Annotated in this window: 23 protein-coding genes; 12 read left to right on the forward strand and 11 right to left on the reverse strand. The window is 64.1% G+C overall.

Annotated features, from left to right (window positions below; all coding sequences use genetic code 11):
- Positions 1-318: 318 nt before the first annotated feature.
- Positions 319-1209, reverse strand: coding sequence for a 2-hydroxy-3-oxopropionate reductase (locus EU800_RS14730; protein WP_129633696.1), 891 nt, complete (start codon positions 1207-1209; stop codon positions 319-321).
- Positions 1210-1396: 187 nt separating this feature from the next.
- On the opposite strand from EU800_RS14730, the gene EU800_RS14735 reads away from it, so the two are divergent.
- Positions 1397-2188, forward strand: coding sequence for a FadR/GntR family transcriptional regulator (locus EU800_RS14735; RefSeq protein ID WP_129633698.1), 792 nt, complete (start codon positions 1397-1399; stop codon positions 2186-2188).
- A gap of 59 nt (positions 2189-2247) precedes the next feature.
- On the opposite strand, the gene EU800_RS14740 is transcribed toward EU800_RS14735, so the two are convergent.
- The 7 genes from EU800_RS14740 to EU800_RS14770 all read right to left on the reverse strand — a co-directional run bounded on the left by EU800_RS14740 (position 2248) and on the right by EU800_RS14770 (position 9274).
- Entirely contained in the window at positions 2248-2973 is a 726-nt protein-coding gene (locus EU800_RS14740; RefSeq protein ID WP_129633700.1) for a ThuA domain-containing protein, read from the reverse strand.
- Positions 2970-3842: an NAD(P)-dependent oxidoreductase gene (locus EU800_RS14745; protein ID WP_129633702.1), complete on the reverse strand. Its 873-nt coding sequence runs from the start codon at positions 3840-3842 to the stop codon at positions 2970-2972. The genes EU800_RS14740 and EU800_RS14745 overlap by 4 nt, the downstream gene beginning before the upstream one ends.
- A gap of 1 nt (position 3843) precedes the next feature.
- A complete protein-coding gene (locus EU800_RS14750) occupies positions 3844-5367 on the reverse strand; it encodes a sugar ABC transporter ATP-binding protein (RefSeq protein ID WP_129633704.1) in 1524 nt (507 codons plus the stop codon).
- On the reverse strand, positions 5364-6365 hold the full coding sequence (locus EU800_RS14755) for an ABC transporter permease (RefSeq protein ID WP_129633706.1): 1002 nt from the start codon (positions 6363-6365) through the stop codon (positions 5364-5366). Before EU800_RS14755 ends, EU800_RS14750 begins: the two co-directional genes overlap by 4 nt.
- 13 nt (positions 6366-6378) lie before the next feature.
- On the reverse strand, positions 6379-7353 hold the full coding sequence (locus tag EU800_RS14760) for an ABC transporter permease (RefSeq protein ID WP_129633708.1): 975 nt from the start codon (positions 7351-7353) through the stop codon (positions 6379-6381).
- Positions 7354-7437: 84 nt separating this feature from the next.
- Positions 7438-8235 carry an SDR family oxidoreductase gene (locus EU800_RS14765; protein WP_129633710.1) on the reverse strand — a complete coding sequence of 266 codons (798 nt, stop codon included), beginning with the start codon at positions 8233-8235 and terminating at the stop codon, positions 7438-7440.
- 82 nt (positions 8236-8317) lie between these two features.
- Positions 8318-9274: a sugar ABC transporter substrate-binding protein gene (locus EU800_RS14770; RefSeq protein WP_129633712.1), complete on the reverse strand. Its 957-nt coding sequence runs from the start codon at positions 9272-9274 to the stop codon at positions 8318-8320.
- A gap of 306 nt (positions 9275-9580) precedes the next feature.
- On the opposite strand from EU800_RS14770, the gene EU800_RS14775 reads away from it, so the two are divergent.
- The 8 genes from EU800_RS14775 (at position 9581) to EU800_RS14810 (ending at position 19207) form a co-directional block, all read left to right on the forward strand.
- The gene (locus EU800_RS14775; protein WP_129633714.1) at positions 9581-11329 is read left to right on the forward strand and encodes an ABC transporter substrate-binding protein; all 1749 of its coding nucleotides are present in this window, start codon (positions 9581-9583) and stop codon (positions 11327-11329) included.
- An 18-nt stretch (positions 11330-11347) separates the two neighbouring features.
- Positions 11348-12154 carry an SDR family NAD(P)-dependent oxidoreductase gene (locus tag EU800_RS14780; RefSeq protein ID WP_129633716.1) on the forward strand — a complete coding sequence of 269 codons (807 nt, stop codon included), beginning with the start codon at positions 11348-11350 and terminating at the stop codon, positions 12152-12154.
- Positions 12155-12218: 64 nt separating this feature from the next.
- Positions 12219-13517 (forward strand): Xaa-Pro peptidase family protein, encoded by a 1299-nt coding sequence (locus EU800_RS14785; protein ID WP_129633718.1) that lies wholly within the window; start codon positions 12219-12221, stop codon positions 13515-13517.
- Positions 13518-13574: 57 nt separating this feature from the next.
- Positions 13575-14594 (forward strand): thiamine pyrophosphate-dependent dehydrogenase E1 component subunit alpha, encoded by a 1020-nt coding sequence (locus EU800_RS14790; protein WP_129633720.1) that lies wholly within the window; start codon positions 13575-13577, stop codon positions 14592-14594.
- On the forward strand, positions 14591-15586 hold the full coding sequence (locus tag EU800_RS14795; protein ID WP_129633722.1) for an alpha-ketoacid dehydrogenase subunit beta: 996 nt from the start codon (positions 14591-14593) through the stop codon (positions 15584-15586). Before EU800_RS14790 ends, EU800_RS14795 begins: the two co-directional genes overlap by 4 nt.
- Positions 15576-16874, forward strand: coding sequence for a biotin/lipoyl-containing protein (locus tag EU800_RS14800; protein ID WP_129633724.1), 1299 nt, complete (start codon positions 15576-15578; stop codon positions 16872-16874). The genes EU800_RS14795 and EU800_RS14800 overlap by 11 nt, the downstream gene beginning before the upstream one ends.
- 15 nt (positions 16875-16889) lie before the next feature.
- A complete protein-coding gene (locus EU800_RS14805) occupies positions 16890-18320 on the forward strand; it encodes an NAD-dependent succinate-semialdehyde dehydrogenase (RefSeq protein WP_129633726.1) in 1431 nt (476 codons plus the stop codon).
- Between the two features lie 8 nt (positions 18321-18328).
- A complete protein-coding gene (locus tag EU800_RS14810; RefSeq protein WP_129633728.1) occupies positions 18329-19207 on the forward strand; it encodes a 2-oxo acid dehydrogenase subunit E2 in 879 nt (292 codons plus the stop codon).
- Positions 19208-19325: 118 nt separating this feature from the next.
- Here the strand turns inward: EU800_RS14810 and EU800_RS26875 are convergent, their stop codons facing one another.
- On the reverse strand, positions 19326-19559 hold the full coding sequence (locus EU800_RS26875; protein ID WP_165354677.1) for a helix-turn-helix domain-containing protein: 234 nt from the start codon (positions 19557-19559) through the stop codon (positions 19326-19328).
- A gap of 118 nt (positions 19560-19677) precedes the next feature.
- Between EU800_RS26875 and EU800_RS26880 the strand changes: the two genes are divergently transcribed.
- Entirely contained in the window at positions 19678-20070 is a 393-nt protein-coding gene (locus EU800_RS26880; protein WP_165354678.1) for a thermonuclease family protein, read from the forward strand.
- A 4-nt stretch (positions 20071-20074) separates the two neighbouring features.
- Here EU800_RS26880 and EU800_RS14820 read toward each other — a convergent pair whose 3' ends face one another.
- Together EU800_RS14820 and nth are read right to left on the reverse strand one after the other, a co-directional pair.
- Entirely contained in the window at positions 20075-21067 is a 993-nt protein-coding gene (locus tag EU800_RS14820) for an adenosine kinase (protein ID WP_129633732.1), read from the reverse strand.
- On the reverse strand, positions 21064-21705 hold the full coding sequence (gene nth, locus EU800_RS14825; RefSeq protein WP_129633734.1) for an endonuclease III: 642 nt from the start codon (positions 21703-21705) through the stop codon (positions 21064-21066). The genes EU800_RS14820 and nth overlap by 4 nt, the downstream gene beginning before the upstream one ends.
- A 183-nt stretch (positions 21706-21888) precedes the next feature.
- On the opposite strand from nth, the gene EU800_RS14830 reads away from it, so the two are divergent.
- Complete coding sequence (locus tag EU800_RS14830) at positions 21889-22743, forward strand: bifunctional helix-turn-helix domain-containing protein/methylated-DNA--[protein]-cysteine S-methyltransferase (RefSeq protein ID WP_129633736.1); 855 nt, start codon at positions 21889-21891, stop codon at positions 22741-22743.
- A gap of 87 nt (positions 22744-22830) precedes the next feature.
- On the forward strand, positions 22831-23478 hold the full coding sequence (locus tag EU800_RS14835) for an OmpA family protein (protein ID WP_129633739.1): 648 nt from the start codon (positions 22831-22833) through the stop codon (positions 23476-23478).
- Positions 23479-23781: the final 303 nt, after the last annotated feature.

Here is a 23781-nt window from a genome sequence, read left to right on the forward strand (position 1 = left end):
GTCGCCCCCTCCACCCGAAGCATCTCCGGATGCGCCAGAACCATCCCCTCGATCATCTCCGGAATGATCGCCTCGGGCGCGTTCATCAGCTTCTTCGTGTGCGTCTCGCTCATGCCGTCTTCCTCCCGTCCTGTTTCCATATCCTATAATCCGCCCCGGCAAGGCCAGCAGGTCCGCGAAAGCCCACTCGCGTCAGCGCGGGCCTGGCGCAGCCAGGAGATGTGCCGGAACATGTCTCGCTTACAGTTGCGCCGCGCACAACCGGGCGCCCCGGAACAGGTCGCCCCGGGCCGCCCAGCAAAGTGAGTGTCGCTCGGATCAGGCCTCGTCGCCGATCTCGAAGCCGGACATGGCCTCGAGCGCCTTGACGATCGCGGAATGATCCCAGGCAATCCCGCCGGCACCGACGCAGGCGTTCCAGAGCGCATGGGTCGTCGCCGTGTTTGGCAGCGGAACGCCGAGCGCATAGCTCTCGGCCAGCGCGAGGTTGAGGTCCTTGCGATGCAGCTCGATCCGGCCGCCAGGCTCGAAATTCCGCTCGATCATGCGCTTGCCGTGGTTCTGGAACACCAGCGAGTCGGCCCAGCCGCCCGCCAGAGCCGCGTGCACCTTGCGCGGATCGGCACCGGCCTTCGCGGCCAGCAGAAGCGCCTCGGCCACGGCCTCGATCGTGTTGCCGACGATGATCTGGTTGCAGATCTTGGTCATCTGGCCGATGCCGTTGGCGCCGACGAGGGTGACGTTCTTGCCCATGCGGTCGAGAAGCGGCTTGGCCGCGTCGAAAGCTTCCTGGTTGCCGCCGCACATGATCGCGAGTGTGCCCGCTTGCGCGCCGACATCGCCGCCCGAGACCGGCGCGTCGATATATTCGCAGCCCAGTTCGTTGATCTTCGCCGCGTATTCCCGCGTTTCCTTGGGCGCTATCGAGCTGTGATCGATGACGATCTTGCCGGGCGTGAGCCCTTCGGCCACGCCGTTCTCGCCGAAGAGCACCTTGCCGACATCCGGCGTGTTCGGCAGCATCGTGAAGACGAATTCTGCCTTCTCGGCCACTTCCTTCGGCGTGGCGCAGACCACCGCGCCGCCCGCGATCAGGTCATCCGGAACCTTTTTCACGTCGCAAACGAAGAGCTCGTGGTTTCCCTTCTGCAGGTTGGCGGCCATCGGCCCGCCCATGATGCCAAGTCCAATGAAGCCCAGCTTGCTCACATTTGCCTCCCTTCAGGCTGAATTGCCCGACAATAAAGACAATCAAGTCTGACATTGTCAACGCGAGCCGGTATAGTTTTCGGCTCATCCCCACCGTCATGTCGTTTTGACGCAGGTTGACTTGCGTGGCTTGTCAGACAAATGTGGCCTCCATAGCATCCAGACCATGTCAGAGAGGAAATCGGCGATGGGTCGGACGGTTTCGGTCGACAAGGACCAGCCCCTCGGCGACCAGATCGCCGAGGCGCTCGGGAATGAGCTGTTGTCGGGGATCTTCAGGCCGGGCGACGTGCTCCCGACGGAGGTGGAGCTTGCCGAGCGGTTCGGCGTGAGCCGCGCCTCGGTTCGCAGTGGACTCCAGGCGCTCGCGTCACGCGGAATCGTCGAGCGGTTCGTCGGCCAGGGCACGGTCGCGCAGGATTTCAGCGACTGGAACATCCTCGACCCGGTGGTGACCGGCATGCTCGCCGATCACGAGAGCCCGCATCCCGATCTCGTTCGCTCGATCTTCGAGTTTCGCTTCTCTGCCGAACCGCTGATCGCGGCGGTGGCGGCGCGGAACGCACGGGCCCGCGACCTCGTAGCGATGGAAGATGCGATCGACGGGATGGCGCGCTGCGCCGAGGCGCGCGCGCCCGGCACGGAGAGCTTCACGCAATGGGACGTAAGTTTCCACGTCGCCGTCTACCGGGCGACCCATAACGCGGTGTGGTCGCACCTGGCGCATATCCTGCGCCCAGCCATCACCCTCGTCGTCAGCCGCAGCAATGATTCCAGCGAGGAGTTGCGCGAGGCGCTCGAACGGCACCGGGAACTAATGGAATGCATCCGGCTGCGCGACCCCACCCGCGCCTTCGAATCCGCATTGCGGGTCATGCAACTGACCGCCGAGGAGCTCGGCGTTGACCCCGAATTCGGCGAGTTCCGCACAGCCGGCGCCGACCACCCCCTGAGCGGGCTAATCGGATCCAGCGGCTGACCATACGAGAGAGCACGGAACCAATGGAGCGCCCGGAACAGGGTGCCGGCGCTCCACTCTCATTCCTCGGTGCGCTCGAAAGACCGTCCCTCCGCGGCCCAGATCGCCCCCCTTCGGATGATCTCGGTCACTTGCGGGATCCGAAGATCGTCGAGTTCGTGACCGATCGAGCAATAGAACACCCGCCCCTTGTCCCATCGCCGCTTCCAGACGACCGGGATCACCGTTCCCTCGATCCACCAAAGGTGCTCCCCCGAAAAAGTCGTGGTTGCCAGCACCTCGTTGGAGGGATCGACGAGCATGTAATATTGCTCGGACGTCATCCGGAAACTCTTGATACCCTGAACGATCGGGTCGGCCGGCCGGCAGATCGTCACGTCGTAGTCGATGTAGTCCTCTCGCGGCTGCAGATTATCGGGCCAACCGGGCGGGTGGGCCACGAACTGGCCGCCGATCAGGAAATGGTAGGTCGGGCGGTCGCGAAAGGCGTCGCCCATGTGACCGTGCCAGCCGGCCATTCCGCAACCATCGGCAATGAGCCGCAGGAGCCCGTCTTCCTGCGCCTTTGTCATGTTGCCGAATTCCTCGCGGTGGCCGGAACGGGCCGACGACCAGATCGGCGTGATCAGGTCGATGTCGGCAAGATCTTCCGGCCGCTCCAGCGGGGACAGCGTTTCGTAGACGTCCACATCGAACCCGTTGCTTTCCAGGAGCGCCCGATACCAGTCCGCGAATGCCGTGGGCGCATGGCCCTCCCAGCCCCCGACGAAGAGTGCCGCTTTCATTCCGATTGCTCCTTCATGAAGGCCAACATGGCGGCCATGTCGCGGGAGGCGAAGCCGGCCGTCTCGGCTTCCTTGAGTTGGGCAAGCGTGACACGTCCCTGGGGTATGGAGACGCCGAGGTCGCTGGCCAGTTCGGCCGTTATTTCCATGTCCTTGCGCGCGAGCAAGACCGTGAAGGTGACAGCGTGTCGCGACTCGTCGAGGTAGAGTGGGCGCCTGTAGCCGAACATCGGCGCGGCGGCGGCGGACTCCTCGATCACGTCGAAAGCAAGCTCCGGCGCAATCCCTGCGCGTTCGGAGAGCGTCAACGCCTCGGCAAGCGTCTGGTTCATGCCGTGGATCAGCATATTGACGGCCAGCTTCATCACCGCACCGGCTCCGGGCGCGCCCAGCCAGACGGTCTTGCCTCCAAGCACGTCGAAGATCGGCGCGATCCGGGGTGCCAGGGCCGCGTCGGCGCCGGCCATGATCAACAGGTCGCCGCGCTCCGCGGCCGCCGTCGCCCCGGATACGGGAGCGTCAACGAAGACCTTGCCGGCGCCTTGGGCGGCAGATGCGAGTTCCGCAATCAGCCCGGGGCTCATCGTTCCCATCTCGATCAGCATCGGCGCCTGCCCCGCAGCGATCAGACCCGACGGCCCGAGATAGACATGCCGGGCCGCGGCATCTTCAGCCAGCATGGTGACGACCGCGTCAGCATCCCGGGCGAGGTCAGCGAGAGTCGTCGCGTGCCGCGCGCCGATCCGTTTGGCCAGATCTGCCGCCACCACGTGGGTGCGGTTCCAGAGCACAAGATCATGCCCTGCGGCTGCCAGATTCGCCGCCATACGCCGGCCCATCCGCCCGAGTCCGGCGAATCCGATCCGCATGTCAGGCCGCGCTGTCGCTGCGGATCCCGGAGATGGCCTGGATCAGGTTGTCCTCGGTGACCTCCTCAGAGGTGAACGTCTTGATCAGTTCGCCGCTATACATGGCAACGATCCGGTCGCTGACATGCAGCACTTCGGGCATCTCCGAACTGATCACGATCACCGCATAGCCATGTGCGGCAAGATCCCGGATCAGATTGTGGATCTCGGATTTCGAGCCCACGTCGATGCCGCGCGTCGGCTCGTCGACGATCAGCACGTTCGGGTGCATCGAGAGCCATTTTCCGATCACGATCTTCTGCTGGTTTCCACCCGAGAGGTTGCCGACGAGCTGACGCCATCCGGGCGTTCGGATGTCGAGCCGGTCCCGGTAGAGATCGAAGATCGCAATCTCGGCACCGTCGGCCACGAATGGGCCCGCGGTCAGGTCGTCCACCTGCGGCAGGGTGATGTTGTCCCTGCAGTTCATTCCGAGAACAAGCCCCTGGCCCTTTCGATCCTCGGGAACGAGCGAAATGCCGTGGGCGATTGCTTCGACCGGGGAATGGATGCGGACCTCCTTGCCGTCGAGCAGGATCGTGCCGGATGTCGGCTCGCGCAGACCGAACAGCGTTTCGGCAATCTCCGTGCGTCCGGCACCGACCAGGCCATAGAAGCCGACCACCTCGCCGCGGCGGACCTCAAAATTGATATTCCGGTAGAGATGACCGCAGGAGAGATCACGAACTTCCAGAGCAACGTCGCCCAGCTCGTGGTGGCTTGCGTTGCGCGACAGGTCGAGCGACCGGCCAATCATCAGCTGCGTGACCTCGTCCTCGTCAGTGTCGGCGGTCGTGAGCGTTCCGCTGTATTGGCCGTCCCGCAGGACGCTGATGCGGTCGGTGATCCGGAAGATCTCCTCCATCCGGTGAGAGATGTAGATGATTCCGACGCCCTGGGATTTCAGGTCGGCGATCACATCGAACAGGACCACCTTCTCCGCGTCGGTCAGCGAGGCGGTGGGCTCGTCGAAGATGACCGCCTTCGCGTCGACAGTGAGCGCCCGGGCGATCTCCACCATTTGCTGGTTCGCAATGGAGAGGTCGCCGACCACGGTCCGGGCGTCGAAGCTGACATTGAGCTTTTTCAGGATGGCGTTGGTCTGGGCGTAGAGCTTCTCCCAGTCGACCCGTCCGAAGGACTTCCGGGGAAGTTCTCCCAGATAGATGTTCTCGGCAACCGGCAGTTCCTCTGCGAGGCTGAGCTCCTGATGGATGAAGACGATCCCCTTGGCCTTGGCCTCCATCGGCGTGTTCATCACCACCGGCTGCTCATCGACGAAGATCTGGCCCTCGTTTGGTTGGTAGATGCCACCGAGAACCTTCATGAGGGTCGACTTGCCGGCACCGTTCTCGCCCATGAGCGCATGGACCTCGCCGGGCATCACGCTGAAGGAGACATCGTCGAGTGCGCGAACGCCGGGAAAGCTCTTGACGATATTCGCCAGCCGGAGCACGGGGGGCCGCCCCTGGGATTGGTCGCTCATACTCTCAGCTCCTCCTTGCCCTTGAGGTTAAGTTGCCTGTCGAGGAACAGCACGGCGATCAGGATCAGACCGATCACGAGGTTCACCGTCGAGGTGTCGGCGCCGATATGCGACAGCCCTTTGCGCAGGAGCTGGATCGCCAGCACGCCGCCAAAGGTCGAGACGATCGAACCGGCCCCGCCCGTCAGCTTGGTCCCGCCGAGAACGACGGCGGTGATGACCCACAGCTCGTAGAGCTCGCCATCGTTGGGGTTCACAGATCCGCTCTCGGAATAGAACACCACCGCCGAGAGCGCGGCGAGAAACCCTATGATCATGAAGTTGATCATCATGTGCGGTCCGACCCGGATACCCGCATTCACGGCGGCCGTGCGGTTGTCGCCGATGGCATAGGCGTTCCGGCCGTGCACCGTACGGGTCATCAGAAACCAGATCGCCAATGTGACGGCCAGCAGGAACCATGTGGGGGTGTGAATGCCGAGAAACTGCGCTTCTGCGAAGTCGACCAGCGTCCAGTTGAGATGCGAGGTCGGCTGCTCGCCGTTATACATGAAGACGAGGCCACGATAGCCAAGCATCGAACCCAGCGTGACGATGAAGGCATCGACACCGGTCTTCCACACGATCAACCCGTTCAGCGCGCCGAGCAGAACGCCGGTCAGCAGCGCCAGCAACCAGGCCACCGGGATCACCGCGTCGCCGAGGGAGCCGAAAATCGGCCAGGACATGGCGTCGAGCAGGATGATCCCGCTGAGCGCGTAGGTCGCACCGACGCTCAGGTCGATATTGCCGTTGACCATGATGATAGTCATGCCCATGGCGATGATCCCGATCGGCGCCGACTGCTTGAACAAGAGCAGCATGTTGTCGAAGTCCATGAAGGCTTTGTCCGACAGCGACAGGAATTCGCCCGCGATCGAGAAGAAGATCAGCTCGATCACGATGAAGGCCCAGATCGCGCCGCGTTTCAGGAAGGTGCTGAGAGTTCCGGGTTCCATGGAAGTCTGCCTTTCAAGCGATGGGGGACCAGAGCCGACCACGCTTGGCGGCAATGTCCAGCCAGACGGCAAGGATGATGATGATCCAGGTGACAACATACTGGGCGTAGAACTGAAGCCCGACGAGGAGCAGCCCGTTCTGAATGAATCCCAGGATCAGCACGCCGATCACGGTCTTGAAGATGGTTCCCGAGCCGCCCATCAGCGAGGCGCCCCCGAGGATCACGGCCGCGAGAACTTCCAACTCGAGCCCCTGTCCGACCGTGTTCTGGCTGCCGAGTGACCGACTCGCCTGGATCAGGCCGGCCGTCGCCACGCAGAAGGCGGACATCAGGTAGCAGAAAAAGACGACCCGCGCCCGGCGAATGCCCGAAAACGTTGCGGCGACTCCGTTGCCGCCGACGGCATAGACCTTTCGCCCGAAGGGCGTCTTGGCCAGAGTCATCCCCAGCACGGCCGCGAGGATCGCGAAGATCAGGATCGGGATCGGAACGCCGAGTGCGGTGCCCTGCCCGAAAACGCCGAACCAGGTGCCTTCCTTGTCGACGATGTCCATGTTCTTGCCGCCGGAATAGGTCAGCGTGAGACCGTGAATGGCCGAGAGCATGCCGAGCGTGACGATCAGCGAGTTCAGCTTCAGGTATCCGACGAGAAACCCGATGAAGGCACCGAGGGCGAGCGTCATGGCGAACATGACCGGAATGGCCAGCCCGGGCCCGATCTTGTCGTGCAGGTCGAGCACGACGATGGTCGAGAAGGACATCATCGAGCCGACTGACAGGTCGAGATTGCCGCTGATCACAACGAAGGTGACCCCTAGCGCCATCACCCCCAGGATCGCGGAGGACCGGATCACGCCGAGGATATTGTCTGGATCGACAAAGCGGTCATTCGCGATCGTGAAGCCGATCATGAAGACCACGAAGGCGACCAGAATGCCCTGCCGCGCGAGAAAGCCCCCGATATCCGATTTCGACAACGCTCCCATGGTGTCCTCCCAAGGGCCGCTCCGGCGACCCGATTGTTGTCCCGCATTTGTTCTTGCCCGTTCCAGGACGGGCGACGACCGCGATCAGACCAAGGTCATGCCGCCGTCGATCATCACGATCTGGCCTGTCATGTAGTCGCTGTCCTCCGAGGCGAGGAATGTCGTCGTCCCGGTGATGTCCTTCGGAGTCGCCACCCGCCCCTTGAGAATCTCGGCCGAGAATTCATCCATCGCCTGGCCCGGGCGCTCCGACGCTCCGATCGCCATCAGGTCCTTGTCGACCTGTTCCCACATCTCGGTTGCGACGACGCCGGGCGCAAATCCTGTCACAGTGATATCATGCTTTGCCAGATCGCGCGCCCCCGACTGCGTGAGCGCGACGACGGCCCATTTCGACGCGCAGTAGGGCGCCACGTTGTCGAATCCCTGTCGGCTCGCGATGGAGGCGGTGTTGATGATCTTGCCGCCAGTTCCCTGAGCGATCATCTGCCGCGCGGCCTCCTGCATGCCGATCATGCACCCCAGCCCGTTGACGGTCATGATGGAATTCCAGTTGTCTTCGGTCACGTCGAGGAAGTTCATCGGCTTGTTAATGCCGGCATTGTTGAACTTGACGTCGAGCTTGCCGAATACATCGACCACGTGGGCGATCATCGCCCGCACCTGGTCGCGGCGGGTGACGTCGACAGCGGCATGGGCCACCCGCGCGCCATGCCTCTCGGCGCGTGCGGCATTGGCCTCCGCAACCTCTGCGGCCTTGGCACCGTTGATATCGGCAAAGCAGACATCGGCACCTTCGTCCAGAAGCGCTTCACCAATCGCGCGCCCGATACCCTGAGCGGCTCCCGTCACGATGCAGGAGCGTCCCGAGACCCGACCCATGTCGTCTCTCCCCGTTCTTGCGTTGTCTTTGAGATGAAAGCGCGCGGGGCGCCGAGGCACCCCGCGCTGCCAGGGAGATCGCTCAGAACACCGGCTTGGTGAACTCGCCCATGTTGTCCTGGGTGATCTTGGGCGTGTCGAAATAGTTCAGGAAGGGCACGTCCTTGCCTTCTAGGACGTCGATGGCTGTCTGTAGTGCAGCCTCGGCGTCATCGACCGGCGACTGGTAGATCGAGCCCCAGTATTCGCCACGCTCCATCGCCTCGTAGCCGACCGCGAAATTCGTTGCGCCAACGAAGATGATTCCCTCTCGGCCGGCGGCCTTCGCGGCATTGAGCGCGCCGACTCCCATATTGTCGTCGCCGGCATAGACGCCGTCTATGTCGTCATACTTGACCAGGAAGGCCTCCATGACCTTCTGGCTCTTCTCGCGGTTCCAGTCGCCCGGCTGGGTCTCGACGAGTTCGACATCCGGGCAGACTTCCGGCAGGCGGTCGTCGAAGCCCTTCTGGCGCTCGATGGCGGTTGTGTAGCCGGGCTGGCCGGAGATCTGAACGATCTTCGCCTCGGTTTCGATCCCCATCTCCTTGAACTTGTCGCACATGATTTCGGCCGACCTTGAGCCCTGGGTGATATTATCCGGCCCGGAGAAGGAGGCGACGAATTCGAAGCCTTGCTCGGCAATGTTGGAGTTGGTCACGATCACCGGAATGCCGGCCGAATGCGCTTTGCGGACGGCAGGGATGACGGCCTCGCCGTTGGTCGGCCAGATGATGATCGCATCCACTTCCTGCTGGATCAGGTCTTCCATCTGGGCGATCTGGCGCGCGACGTCGCCGCCGGCATCGAGCACGACAGTCTCGACGTCCGGATTTGCCTCGGCCGCGGCGATGAAGGCCTTCTCATAGGTCGTTTGGTAGCTGTCGACGCCCACGTTGTTTTGAGTGATGCCAATCTTGTAGGTCTCTGCGAACGCGCCACCAGCGACGGCCAGTGCGGCGGCGGCAGTGGTGACGGCCAGTGTATTGCGAAGTTTCATGTGTGGTCTCCTCCCGGTCTTCCCGGTTTCCTGTCCAATGACGACGCGATGTCATGGTCGCTGTTTCCCCCATCCTACCTTGCGGACGGATGCAGCAAGGATGCCGACTCCTGCCCAATCGTAATGCACAAAAAAAATCCATATTGGATGAATTTATATCCGCATCGGATAAATTGCCGGTGTGGCGGCGACCTCATTCTGGCCATTTTAAGGAGGACCGACGTGATGTCGAAATCGAAGATATCCAAAACGGACAGTCCGGCGGGCGCTCCGACGGGCAACCAGCAAAGGGCTCAGGACGACCTGATGAACGTGATGAGCACACAGGGAACGCATGGCCGCTTGGTGCCGCCACAGGCGAACGCCGACCTCCTCCAGTCGATCACCTTTCTGGAGAAATTCGGCGACGAGCTTGAGGGCACGATCGAACTCGTGGCGCCCAGCCCCATCATACGGATGGCCCTGCACCTGATCCGCGGCTACCTCGAAGGCAGGGTCGTCACGGCAAGCTCGATGATCGGTGCCAGCCATGTGCCCTATGCCACCGCGAACCGGCGTATGAAGGAGATGATCGAAGCGGGTCTTGTGGAACAGCGCCCGCGGACACGCACCGGCAAGAGCTTCTCGCTTCATCCCAGCCCGCAGCTCCTCGAACAGTGGGTGCAGCTTTCCGACCGGGTCCGGCGTCTGGCGGAAACACAGTTCGGCGGTGGCCAGTCTCCGGAGAATCAGGACTACTATTTCGGCGGTTCCTACCTGGACGCCCGCTCCATTCCGCCGCTGCAGGTCCTTCAGGAGCAGCTGAACCCGAGTGGCGGAGTCCGGGTCCTGGTGCATGGCGACCCGACCTTCATGGTCATGGAAACGCTGAAACGGCAGTTCGAACAGGTGATCGGCTCCCGCATTCACCAACGCGCCTTCTCCATCGACCGCCTGCGCGAGGAAGCCATCCGCAACGCCGAACGCAACGCAAGCCGTTACGACATTATCGCAATCGACCTGCCCTGGGTCGGCGAGTTCGTCGAACGCGGGATCCTGATGCCGCTGGACGAGGTGATAGACATCGCCCGGCTCGACCCGGCCGATTTCCATACCGCGGGCTGGAAAGCCGCGCATTGGGGCGGTCGCCCCTTCTGCGTGCCAGCTCAGACCACGCCCGAACTCCTGTTCTACCGCAAGGATCTGTTCGCGGAGGCCGGACTCACGCCGCCGGCCAGCACCGACCAGCTTCTCGACGCCGCGCGCCATTTCCACGATCCGAAACGTGGCCGCTACGGCATTGCCTGGAACGCCGCCCGGGGCACGGCGCTCGGTCATACGGTGCTGATGACGATGGCCGATTTCGGCCAGCCGGTGCTCGACCTGCCGGAAAACGCCGGCGGCTTCGATACCGACCGCCTTTCCGAGGGCCGGTACCGTCCCACCATAGATACCGAGCGCGGTCTGATGGCGGCGGAATATCTTCTCGAGCTGCTCGATTACTCGCCGCCGGACATCCTCTCGATGTCCTGGTACGAGCGGGTCCGGCCCTACGCCGCGGGCAAGGTCGCCATCGCCTACGGCTACACGCTGCTCGCACCTTATTTCGAGCTCGACGAAACCTCGCCTGCCTGCGGACAGACCGGTTACCTGCCGCATCCGCCGGGACCAGGAGCGAGCCCCGTGGCGCCGGTCGGCGGCTATGCAATGGGAATTCCGGCCAACCTGCCGCCCGAGCGCCTGCACGCCGCGGTCGAAGCGCTGATCGTTTTCACGTCACCCCAGGCACAGAAGCTCTATATCCAGAACGGAAGCCGGACCAACCCGCGCTATTCCGTGGGCGCCGACCCGGATGTGCGCCGCACTTCGGAGATCTTTGGGGCGGTGGACGACATGTCCTGGCGTGACGAGCTGCAGTTCTGGCCACGCCCGCCGGTTCCGGAGATCGGAGGCATCATCCAGATCTGCGGCGAGGAATTTCACGACATGCTGCGCGGAACGATCCCCCCGCGCGAAGCGCTTCAGCGCGCGCAGTCGCGCGCAGATGCGCTTTTCGAGACCCAAGGATCCACGTGACAATCGGAGGAGAGAGCCATGGACCCCAATCGCCTGAAGGGCAAGAACATCCTGATCACCGGCGCCGCCCGCGGCATGGGCGCGACCAACGCCGAGCATTTTGCCGAACAGGGCGCCAATGTGTGCCTTGGCGACCTCAATCTCGATGAGGCACAGGAGGTCGCCGAAAGGATCAACGCACGCGGCAACGGCAAGGCCATCGCCGTGAAGATGGATGTCACCAAGCGCGAGGACAACGCCGCGGCCGTCGCCGCCACGGTTGAGGCCTTCGGGATGATCAACGTGGGTCTCTTCAACGCGGGGCTGAACAAGCCGCGGTTCTTCATGGACATCGACGAGGACAACTGGGACCTCATCATGAACGTGAACACCAAGGCGATGTGGCTCGGGATGCAGGAGACCGCTCGGCAGATGATCAAGCAGGGCAAACAGGACTATCCCTACAAGCTGATCAATGTCGGCTCCATCGCGTCCCGCAAGCCGCTGATCGACGTCACCGTCTACTGCACATCGAAATACGGCTGCCTCGCGCTGACGCATTGCGGCGCGCTCGGTCTGGCCGAGCACAACATCACGGTGAATGGTTACGCCCCCGGTGTCGTCGTGACGCCCCTCTGGGAGCAGCTCGACAAGGATCTCGTCGATATCGGGTTCAAGGAGAAGGAGGGCCAAGCCTACGAGGATATCGTGCGCGACGCCCTGCAGATCAAACGCGTGTCCTATCCCGACGACATCAAGGCCACCGCCGCCTACCTGGCCAGCCCCGACAGCGACTACATGACGGGTCAGATGATCCACATCGATGGCGGCTGGTGCATCCAGTAGCAATCTAACCAACTGAAAACAAAAAATATCCGGTTGCGTCGCATCGCAGCCGCAGGAGGAAGCCATGTCTCGCGCACTCACCCCGAATATTCTGACCCCAGCCGACCTCGAACCCAACTGGAAATGGGAGGGTCGCCTTCCCGCCTGGGGGCACACATCGGTCGATTTCGAAAGACGCATCGACCATGACCGCTTGCGCCGCTACCGCCTCAGCCGCACCCGGCAGGCCCTGAAGGCGAGCGACTGCGGTACGCTGCTGCTGTTTGACGTCAACAACATCCGCTACGTATCGGCCACCAAGATCGGGGAATGGGAGCGGGACAAGATGTGCCGGTTCTGCCTCCTGACCGGCGACGACGCCCCCTATGTCTGGGATTTCGGCTCGGCTGCCGTGCATCACCGCAAGTTCTCCGACTGGCTTGTGCCCGACCATTGCCGCGCCGGCGTGGTCGGAATGCGGGGGACGATCCCGCCGAGTTTCGGCCTGATGAAGAAATATGCCGAGGAAATCGCGGGGCTGATCCGGGATGCGGGCATGATCGACATGCCTGTCGGCGTGGACTATGCCGAAACGGCGATGTTCCACGCCCTCCAGGAGGCCGGGCTGAAGGTCGTGGACGGTCAGCAGATCATGTTGTCGGCCCGCGAGATCAAGAACTGGGATGAAATTCAGCTCCTGACCCAGGCGGCCAGCATGGTCGATGGCGTGTACCACATGATCTACGAGGAACTGAAGCCGGGGGTGCGCGAGAACGATATCGTGGCCCTGTCGAACAAGTTGCTCTACGAGATGGGCTCCGACGACGTCGAGGCGATCAACGCGATCTCGGGCGAACGCTGCAACCCGCACCCGCACAATTTCACCGACCGTCTTTTCCGCCCCGGAGACCAGGCCTTCTTCGATATCCTGCAATCCTACCAGGGATACCGGACCTGCTATTACCGCACATTCAACATCGGCCGCGCCACCTCGGCCCAGCATGATGCCTATGTGAAGGCGCGGGACTGGATCGATGCGTCGATCGACCTGATCCGCCCGGGCGTGACGACCGACACCGTCGCGCAAGCCTGGCCGAGGGCCGAGGAGTTCGGCTTCCCCGACGAACTCAGCGCGTTCGGCCTTCAGTTCGGTCACGGTCTCGGCCTCGCCCTGCACGAACGCCCGATCATCAGCCGTGCGGTCAGCCTCGAGAATCCGATGGAGATTCAGACCGGTATGGTCTTTGCGCTGGAGACCTACTGCCCCGCCGCAGACGGCTACTCCGCCGCGCGGATCGAGGAGGAAGTCGTCGTCACCGATACCGGCTGCGAGGTCATCAGCCTGTTCCCGGCCGAAGAACTGCCGATCGCCAACCGGTACTGACCTGCCCGAATCCGCCCGGTTTCACGGAACCGGGCGCCTTTCCCGAGAGAAATACCCATGAGCCGCGCCAAAGCAAAAAAATCGAACGTCGACGACTATCTGCGCATGTACCGCCAGATGGCGCGGATCCGCGCCTTCGAGGACAACGCAAACCAGCTTTACCTCTCGGCCAAGATGCCGGGTCTCACGCATATGTATTCCGGCGAGGAGGCGGTCGCGGTGGGGATCTGCGAGGCGCTTCGCGTCACCGACAAGATTACCTCGACCCATCGCGGGCACGGCCATTGCGTGGCCAAGGGTGCCGAGTTCAAGGAAATGTTCTGTGAGCTTCTGGGAAAGGAGGAAGGCTACTGTCGCGGCAAGGGCGGCTCGATGCATATTGCCGACCAGTCGAACGGCAATCTGGGCGCTAATGCCATCGTCGGCGGATCGATGGGTATCGCCACCGGCTCGGCCTTCACCGCCAAGCTTCTGGGCAAGGACGACGTGACCGTCTGCTTCTTTGGCGACGGCGCCACCGCGCAGGGCCTCTGGTACGAAGTCATGAACATGGCCGCGCTCTGGAAGCTGCCAGTCATCTACGCCTGCGAGAACAACGGTTATTCCGAATACACGCGGACCGACGAGATCGCTGCGGGGTCGATTGTCGCCCGCGCCGAAGCGTTCGGCATCGAAAGCCACCAGGTCGACGGGCAGGACGTCCTTGCCGTCAACGCCCTGACCGAAAAGCTCGTTGCCCGGGCGCGCAAGGGCGAGGGGCCGTTCTTCGTCGAGCTGAAGACCTATCGCTACCACGGCCACCATGTCGGCGATATCAACCGCGACTACTACCGCTCCAAAGACGAGGAGAAGGACTGGAAGGAAAACAGGGACCCGATCATCCGCTTCCGGTCCTGGCTGGTGGAACAGGGAATCGCCAACGAGGCGGAGATCGACGCGATGAACGCCGAGATTGCGGACGATGCCAAGGCGGCCGTCGACTATGCGTTGGCCGCCAAATACCCCGATTCCACCGAAGTGGACATGCATGTCTACACGGACGTGAAACACGCGCTTGCCCGAGGAGACGCGAGATGAGAGAGATCACCCTTTCCCAGGCCGTCAACGAAGCTCTGGCCGAAGAGATGCGCCGTGACGAGACCGTGTTCATCATCGGCGAGGACGTCGCCGAGGCGGGCACGCCGTTCAAGGTTCTGAGCGGGCTCGTCGAGGAATTCGGAACAGCCCGTGTGGTCGACACGCCCATTGCCGAACCCGGCTTCATGGGCATCGCGGTCGGGGCGGCCATGACGGGCACCCGCCCGGTCGTGGACCTCATGTTCGGCGATTTCATCTACCTGATCATGGACCAGCTCTGCAATCAGGCGGCCAAAACCCACTACATGTCCGGCGGCAAGCTGAGCGTGCCGCTCGTCTTGCGCACCAACCTGGGAGCCACCCGTCGCTCCGCCGCGCAGCACTCGCAGTCGCTGCACGCGCTGGTCGCGCATATCCCGGGCCTCAAGGTGGCGCTGCCGAGTTCCGCCTACGAAGCCAAAGGCCTCATGAAGACCGCCATCCGCGACGACAACCCCGTGGTGATCTTTGAAGACAAGCTGATGTACCAGGACAAGGCGCCCGTGCCGGAGGAGGAGTATCTGATCCCCTTCGGCGAAGCCAATGTTCTGCGCGAGGGATCGGACATCACGCTCATCGGGACGTCCTCGATGGTGCAGGTCTGCCAGAAGGCCGCCGAGATCCTTGGAAGCGAGGGCATCAGCGCCGAGGTGATCGACCCGCGCACCATCGTGCCGCTTGACGAGGAGACCCTTCTGGCATCGGCCCGGAAGACCAGCCGGGTAATCGTGGTGGACGAGGGCCACCAGAGCTTTGGCGTCACGGGCGAAATCGCCAGCCGGATCAACGAGAAGGCGTTTTATCATCTCGACGCGCCGGTGCTGCGCATGGGCGCGATGGACGTGCCTGTTCCTTTCAGCCCGGCGCTCGAGGACATCACCGTCCCGACCCCGGAAAGCGTAGTCGAAAATGCACGTCGCCTCGTACACGGGGAGATGATCCATGCCGCATGAGGTGATCATGCCCGCCCTGGGCATGGCGCAGGATTCCGGCCTGATCGTCGCCTGGCACAAGCGTCCGGGCGACGCGGTCTCGGAGGGCGATGTGCTGTTCGAGGTGGAAACCGACAAGGCGACGATGGAAGTCGAGGCGCAGACTGACGGGTTTCTCCTCCAGGTCCGGCGTGACGCCGGCGATGACGTGCCCGTGGGCGAAGTCATTGCGATGATCGGCGACAGCAAGGAGGACGTGCAGGCCGAAGAGAGCCCTGCCGACGCCCCGCTGCCGGCGGACACCGACCTGCCGACGGGCCGGGAGGTCATCATGCCGGCCCTTGGCATGGCACAGGACAGCGGCCTGATTGTCGCCTGGCACAAGGCCCCCGGCGACGCCGTGGCTGCCGGCGACATCCTTTTCGAAGTGGAGACAGACAAGTCCACGATGGAGGTCGAGGCCGGTCACGACGGCTTCGTCGCTGCGCTTCTGGCCGAAGCCGGCGAGGATGCTCCCGTAGGCGAGGCGATCGCCATCATCTCGGCCGACAAACCGGAAGCACCGGTGCAGCGGAGCCGCAAGAGCGCGCCCGCTGCCGCACCGACCGCGCCCCCAGCAGCGACGGCGCCAAAGGCGGCGCCGAAAGCTCCGGTCCCGGCTACGCCGCCGCCTCCCGCGAGGGCGGAGGTGGTCTCGGAACATGACCGCATACTCGCCTCTCCGAAGGCGCGCCGCCTGGCCCTGGAACAGCGGCTGGACCTGAATCGTCTCGTCCGGGAAGGGTATCCACAACCGTACCACGTGAAGGACCTGGAGATTCTCCGGTCCCTTCCCGCGGAAGCGGCGCCGGGTCCCTCGTCCGGGGCACGACGGATCACCGCCCAGGTTCCGTCCGACGGGTTCTCGAGATTCGCGCTCTGGGCAGCGGAACAGGCCGGTCTCCAGGATGACGGCGCACTGCTTGCGGGCCTTGCCGGTGCAAGCCTGAAGTCGGATGGTGCGGTAGTCGCGGTCGAAACGCCGGTTGGGACGCGGCACTATTCCGTTCCGGGCCGGCAGTTCGGCGATGTCGCGGAGACCGATTCCGGCACCGCCGTGGATCTCGTTTTGCGCGATCTGCGCTCCAGCCGGATCGGCAGCGTGCATCTCGGGCCGGAGGACTCCCCCGTATTGACCGTCTCGGCCCGCGGCGAGGGTTTCGCTCTCACGCTCGAATGCGCGAGCCATCACCTCACCGCGTCTGAGGCCGTCGCCCTTCTCTCCGATTTTGCAGGCCGGATGGAGCAACCGCTCCGCCACCTGCTCTGAAACATGGAGCACGACATGGATTTCACCGACCTCTACATCAACGGCGATTGGCACAAGAGCGATTCTGGCGAGCGGTTCGACGTGGTCAACCCGGCGACCGAGAAATGCATCACGTCGGTCGCTTCGGCCTCGGTCGCCGATGCGGACGCGGCGCTGGACGCTGCCGAAGCGGCGATGAAGGACTGGGCCGCGCGCACCCCGCGGGCGCGCTCCGAAATTCTGCGCAGAGCCTGGGAACTGATGACCGCGCGGCTGGACCATTTCGCGCACCTGATCACGTTGGAAAACGGCAAGGCCGGCGCGGATGCCCGGGGTGAGGCCGCCTATGCCGCCGAGTTTTTCAGGTGGTTCGCGGAGGAGGCCGTCCGGGCCGACGGGATGGTGACCCACGCCCCCGCATCGGGCGCCCGGATCATCGTGCAGCACAAGCCCGCCGGCATCGCCGTACTGGTGACGCCGTGGAACTACCCGGCGGCGATGGGAACGCGCAAGATCGCGCCGGCCCTCGCCGCGGGCTGTGCCGTGATCATCAAGCCGGCCGCCGAAACACCGCTGACCATGCTGGCGCTCATGCCGCTGCTCGAAGAGGCTGGCGTCCCGCCGGGGTTGGTCAACGTGCTCCCGACCCGAAGCGCCGGGCCGCTGGTGAGCCACATGATGCAGGATCCGCGGGTGCGGGTGATCTCCTTTACCGGATCGACCGCCGTCGGCCGCAAGCTCCTTCACGCCGCCGCGGATCAGGTGCTAAAGCCGGCGATGGAACTTGGCGGCAACGCGCCGCTGATCGTCTTTGACGATGCCGATCTCGATGTCGCGCTCGAGGGCGCCATGGTTGCCAAGATGCGCAACCTCGGCTCCGCGTGCACGGCCGCCAACCGGATCTACGTGCACGAGGCCGTCGCGGAGGAGTTCACCCGGCGCCTTGCCGAGGCAATGGGCAAACTCAAGGTCGGAGATGGTACCGATCCGACAGTGGACGTGGGGGCGCTGGTCAACGCCGACACCCGCGACAAGGTAGCCGCCTTCGTGGAAGATGCCGTCTCCAGGGGCGCGAAAGTCGAGGTCGGCGGAAAGGCACCCGAAGGAAAGGGCTACTTCTACCTGCCGACAGTACTCACCAACGTCCCAGAAACCGCCGAATGCGTTCATGACGAGATCTTCGGCCCGGTTGCCGCCCTGCAATCCTTCTCCCATCAGGAAGACGTCATCCGTCGGGCCAACGCCACAGAATACGGCCTCGTGGCCTATGTCTTCACGCAGGACATGAAGCGGGGCATGCAGGTCTGCGAGCGGATGGACTATGGCATGGTCGGCCTTAACCGCGGCCTTGTCAGTGACCCGGCCGCCCCGTTCGGAGGCATGAAGCAATCCGGCCTTGGCCGTGAAGGCGGGCATGAAGGCATGCTCGAATTCATGGAAACTCAATACATCTCGGCCAGTTGGTAGGGGGCAGCATGTCGGACGTCATCGCATCACCCTCCGTCCGCGCACTCGCCGGACGCATGGGAATCGACATCGAGCAACTCGCCGACGATCTTGGCAGGACGACGATTGCGCGGGAGGATCTCGAGCGCGACACGCCCGCACGGGTCCCCGCCGGCGACAAGTCCTACTGGGACGTGGACCACGGCAAATACGGGCCGGTGACCGAGGAACCGATGAGCCGCTTCGCCCGCGTCGCCGCGGCCAATCTGGGCGCCGCAAATGCGGTGATTCCGCAGGTAACCCACCATGATCGGGCCGACGTCACAGCAATCGAGGCCTTTCGCCGGGAGATGAAGGACGAGGCCCGGGCGCGCGGCGTGAAGCTCACCGCGCTGGCCTTTCACGTCAAGGCAACCGCGCTGGCCCTTCGCGCCTTTCCGCGGTTCAATGCCTCGCTCACGCCCGACGGCGAGACGCTTGTGCTCAAGGACTATGTCCATATCGGGATCGCCGTCGACACGCCTCACGGGTTGATGGTGCCGGTGATCCGCGACGCGGACCGCCGGGGGCTCCTGCAGATCGCGGCCGATATTTCCGACCTCGCCGCCCGCGCGCAGGAGCGCAAGGTAGGGCCGGACGAGATGGGCGGTGCCTCGATGACCATCTCCTCGCTCGGCGGCATCGGCGGGACGGCCTTTACGCCGATCGTCAACCCGCCCGAGCTTGCCATTCTCGGTATCACCCGCACCGAAACGGCGACCGTCTGGGACGGCGACACGCCACGCCCCGCGCCAATGCTACCGCTCGACCTGAGCTATGATCACCGCGTGATCAACGGCGCCGACGCGGCGCGGTTCATGGCCCATCTTTGTCGCCTGCTGGCAGATCCGCGACGCATGTTGATCTGAGGCGCGGGGAGGGCTGAGTGGCGCGAGGCGTGTATTGTCGCCGGACGTGATGCCGCCGAGGGTCCGGGACGCCGCGCCTGACAGCTCAGTGTCTCCGCCCCAACCGGCGGGGCCGCACCTATTTCTTCGATTTCAGGGACACCCGTAGCTCGAAGCCGTCATCGGTCTCGGTCCAGCTCGCGCCGGCCTTGCCAAGCGCCTTTTCCAGCGCGCGGACCGTGGAATAGCCGGCGCCGCCTCCGCCTTCCAGGCGCTTGAGCGTCTGGACATGGACACCGGCCGCGGCAGCCAGCTCCTTCTGCTTCAACCCGGCGGCGCGACGCGCCCGGGCGATGACTTCGCCGATCTTCATCGTTTGCCAATTGCACCAAAGGGACAAAAGATCAACTCGATATTCCGGAATTGATACGCAAGGTATCGTTGTGTAGCCTCTGAATATATAGATCGCATTTTTGAGGAGGTATGACGAGATGATGGTTCTTGCGACCGGTTTTGCATTGCTTCTGGCGGCGAGCCAGGGGGAGGTTTTTGTTGCACAGGGCGACACCATTGTCATCGCCGGCACGCCGATCCGGATCAGTGGCATCGACATGCCCCGCGCGTCGCACCGGGAGGCCGAGCGCGCCCGGAACGGGATGCAGGAGATCGTCCGGAACCGTTTCGTCGCCTGCCGCGTCTCCGACGAGATGGTCTCCAACCACCGGCTCGGGAACTGCACCGCGGATGGCGAGGACATCGCGGCGACGCTGGTCGCGCTTGGGCTGGCGCTCGACTGCGAGCGCTATTCGGAGGGAAGATACCGGGCGCTCGAACCCGCCGGTGCCCGCGAGAGGCTGACGGCCAGCCCAGACTGCCGCGACTGAGGCCTCAGAGAACCCCCTCCGCGCGGAACAGATCGCGCATGTCGGTCTCCGGGCGCGGCCCGAGATGGCCGATCACCTCGGTCGCGCAGATAACTCCCATCCGCCCGCAGGTGGCGAGGTCGCGCCCGGTGCTCACCCCGTAGAGGAAGCCGGCGGCGAACTGGTCGCCCGCGCCGGTGGCGTCGACCGGCGTCACCCGGTGCACCGGCACCTCGATCCGCTCGTTGCCGCGGATCAGAACCACGTCGTCTCCCGAGCGGGTGCAGATCACCATCGGGCAGTCGAGACGGGCATGGCCGAGCGCGGTCTCGAGATCGTCGGTCTCGTAGAGCGCGCACCATTCATGGACATTGCCGATCACGTAATCCATCTCGTGCACCACCAGCGAGCGGAAGTCGGCCCGGTGCCGGTCAACGCAGAACGGGTCCGAGAGCGCGATGCCGGCACGACCGCCGGCCACCTTGCAGAGGCGCGCGGCCTTGAGGAACGCCTCCTTGCCCTTGTCCTTGTCGAAGAGATAGCCCTCGAGGAACAGGATCTCGGCCGCTGCGGGCACAGCGTCCGGCACGTCGTTCGGGCCAAGCTCGGCGGAGATGCCGAGATAGGTGTTCATCGAACGCTCGCCGTCCGGCGAGACGAAGATCATCGAGCGCGAGGTCGGCAGCTCGCCATTCGGCACCGGCGGATTGACGAAATCGGTCCCCTCGCGGGCCAGCGTCTCGGCATAGTAGCGCCCGAGCGCGTCGTCATGGACCCGGCCAATGAAAGCAGTCCTGAGCCCGAGGTGGCCGAGACCGGCCAAAGTATTGGCGACCGAGCCACCCGGCGCCTGGCGGCGGTCATCCATCGCGGCGTAGAGGATCTCGGCACGGCCGCGCTCGATGAGCTGCATGATGCCCTTTTCGATCCCCATGATGTCCAGGAAACTGTCGTCGGAATGGGACAACACGTCCACGATCGCGTTTCCGATGCCGACGACCTGATATTTCTCGCTCATTCGACGCCGTTCCTCTGGCAGTGCTCGGCAATCACGCAGACCGCGCAGTTGGGTTTTCTCGCCTTGCATACATAGCGTCCGTGCAGGATCAACCAGTGATGCGCATGAAGCGCGAAATCGGCCGGGACATTGTCCTCGATGGCGCGCTCGACGGCGAGGACGTCGCGGCCCGGTGCGATCCCTGTGCGATTGGCAACCCGAAAGATATGGGTGTCGACCGCCTGGGTCGGCATGCGCCACCACATGTTAAGCACGACATTCGCCGTCTTGCGCCCGACGCCCGGCAAGCTCTCGAGCGCGGCGCGCGAATTCGGCACCTCGCCACCATAGTCCTCGACGAGAATGCGCGAGAGCTTCATCACGTTCTTCGCCTTGTTGCGGTAAAGACCGATGGTTCGGATATGCTCGATCAGTCGCTCCTCGCCGAGATCGAGCATCTCCTGCGGCGTCGAGACCCTCGCGAAGAGCGCCCGCGTCGCGCGGTTGACACCCTTGTCGGTCGCCTGTGCGGAGAGCGCGACGGCAACGAGCAGTGTAAAGGCGTTGGTGTGCTCCAGCTCGCCCTTGGGCTCCGGTTCGCTCGCCCGGAACGCTTCGAAGATCCGGCGCAGGGTGGCATAGGGGAGTTGCTTGCTCATGGAAGCGTCATGCCCGCTGCGGCAGGGCGGGGCAAGGGGGCGCTGCCACCCACGCCCACCCGCGCGTTCCCCCGGGTTATTTGGGTGCAGAATAATTGGAGCGGGCGCGACAAGCGCAGGAAACGGGTCGCGCGTGGCCGAGCGGAAGCCTAGATTTGGGTTCAAGCCAAGAACAGGTCCGAGATGAACGCTCCCGATTCCAGCTACCACTTCCACGTCATGCGCCGTGCGCTCGACGAGATCGACGCCGCGAAGGCGGCCGGCGAGATGCTGTCGCTCGAGGAGCTGGCGGCGCGGATGCAGATGAGCCCGGCGCATTTCCAGCGGCTGTTCAGCCAGTGGGTCGGGGTATCACCGAAGCGCTACCAGCAATATCTCACGTTGGAGCAGGCGAAATGCCTGTTGCGGGAACGGTTCACGACGCTGGAGACGGCCGATGCCGTCGGGCTGTCGGGCAGCGGTCGGCTCCATGACATGTTTCTCAGGTGGGAGGCGATGACGCCGGGAGAGTTCGCCCGCGGCGGCAAGGGGCTTGGGATCGCATGGGGCTGGTTCGACACGCCGTTCGGCGAGAGTCTCGCAATGGGGACCGAGACAGGGCTTTGCGGCCTCGCCTTCACAGCCGAGACCGGGCGGGAGGTGGCGATGGCGGATATGGTGAGCCGCTGGCCGCAGGCGACGTATCGCGAGGATCCGGATGCGCTTGCCCCCTGGATGGCGGCCGTGCTCGGCACCGCCGAGGCGGACCGGCCGGCGCAGCTGCACCTGATCGGCGCGCCGTTCCAGATCAAGGTCTGGGAGGCGCTGCTGAAGATCCCCTCCGGCCATGTCACCACATATTCCGAGATTGCCGGCGCCATCGGCCACCCGAAGGCCAGCCGCGCCGTCGGAACAGCCGTCGGGCGCAACCCGATCTCCTGGCTCATTCCGTGCCACCGCGCGATCCGCAAGTCCGGGGCACTGGGCGGCTACCATTGGGGCCTGCCGGTCAAGCGGGCGTTGCTGGCCTGGGAATCGGCTCGGGCGGACGCCGGATAGGCGCCTCTGTCGCGCGATGATCGGGGCTGCCAATCCGTCGCGATCCGGACTATCCTCGGATCAGAACAAGAACGTGAGGCAAAGAGCATGAGTTCCCGATTTATCCTTGTCGTCTTCGGCGGCACATTTCTTCTGGCGGCCTGCACCGACCCGGCGAATCTCGACCCGAACCGCAACTACACACGCGATTCCGCAATCGTCGGCGGCGTGATTGGCGCCGCGACCGGGCTCGTGGTCGGCGAGGGCGAGGCCAGGGACGCGGCCATCGGTGCCGCGATCGGCGCCGGCGCCGGCGCGATCGTCGGCAACCGGATGGACCGGCAGGCAGAGGCACTGCGCCAGTCGATCTCCAACCCGAACATCGCGATTACCCAAGAGGGCGACCTGCTCCGGGTGACGATGCCGCAGGACATTCTCTTCGCCGTCGACAGCGCGGCGGTAAGCCCGGCCGTTCAGGGCGACCTTGCGGCGCTGGCCAGGAACCTCAACCAGTATCCGGACACCACGGCCCAGATCGTCGGCCATACCGACAACACCGGCGATGCGTCCTACAATCAGGACCTTTCGGTGCGCCGGGCACAGGCGGTCTCGAACATGATCGTCGCCGGCGGCGTCGCGCCCTACCGGATCACCGCGAGCGGCCGCGGCGAGGACGCACCGGTCGCCTCGAACCTCACCGAGGAAGGCCGGGCGCAGAACCGCCGGGTCGACATCCTGATCCGGCCTCAGGCGTAGAACTTTCCATCCTGACAGGGGCACGCCGCGCGGCGCTCCGATGCTGAGAAGCATAACCGGATCGGCCAACTGGCCGGTCCGCGATTCTTCTGGCCCATGAAGTCAAGCGGTGTATTCTTCGCTTGATCTCGATCAACACCCGCCTGTGGCTCCGGCAGCAACATACGCCTTGTCTGTCAGACCGGGCTCGCGATGCGTTATCCCAACGTCCCTCTCGGGCCACTCGGTCTCGCCAGACCGGGAGCCGATCGCGAGGCGGGCCCCAACGATTGCGGGATCCAGGACCATATCGTCGGTCCTGAC

Origin of the sequence: Tropicimonas sp. IMCC6043 (assembly GCF_004146235.1) — a bacterium.
Classification (GTDB): domain Bacteria; phylum Pseudomonadota; class Alphaproteobacteria; order Rhodobacterales; family Rhodobacteraceae; genus Tropicimonas.